The sequence below is a fragment of the Rhizobium hidalgonense genome (assembly GCF_002914525.1).
GTDB classification, from domain to species: Bacteria; Pseudomonadota; Alphaproteobacteria; order Rhizobiales; family Rhizobiaceae; genus Rhizobium; species Rhizobium hidalgonense.
Genome location: NZ_LODW01000032.1, coordinates 1 through 621, shown reverse-complemented (window position 1 = coordinate 621; position 621 = coordinate 1). Strand labels below are relative to the sequence as shown.

General features: G+C 55.2%; 1 pseudogene. It reads left to right on the top strand.

From position 1 onward, the window contains the following. Window positions 1-82: 82 nt before the first annotated feature. Window positions 83-621, top strand: a pseudogene (locus ATY29_RS02550) (IS3-like element ISRel21 family transposase); the annotation flags it as partial.

The following is a 621-nucleotide window of genomic DNA, read 5'->3' as shown; positions in this document are numbered from 1 at the left end:
TGATCTGAACCCTTCAAACTGGACCAGTTTTGGTTAGAGTTTTCCGGTGCATTTTCCTGGCTGGGAAAGGGACCAGAAGACGATGAAAGCGTCGCAGTTTTCGGACGCTCAGAAGGCGTTCATTCTGAAGCAAGGTGATGAAGGCGTGTCGGTTGCTGAAATCTGCAGGAAGGCGGGGATCAGCCAGGCGACTTATTTCAACTGGAAGAAAAAATACGCGGGCATGCTGCCACCGGAGATGAAGAGGCTGAAACAGCTCGAGGACGAGAATTCGCGCCTGAAGAAGATCGTCGCGGATCTGACGCTGGACCGCGAGATGTTGCAGGATGTCATCCGCCGAAAGCTCTAAGGCCTGCTCGGAAGCGGGAGATGGTGAAAGGCATGTGCTGCGATTGGGCGATCTCGATCCGACGTGCTTGTGGAGCGTTGAACTTCGATCGATCAACTCACCACTATACCTCTCGCCGTGCTGATCAGGCCGGTCTGGAACGTCGTATTCGCGAGATCTGCGAGATCCGTGTGCGGTACGGCTATCGCCGCGTGCATGTGCTGTTGGAACGCGAGGGTTGGGGCACCAACATCAAGCGAACCTACCGCATTTACAGGGACTTGGGGCTACAG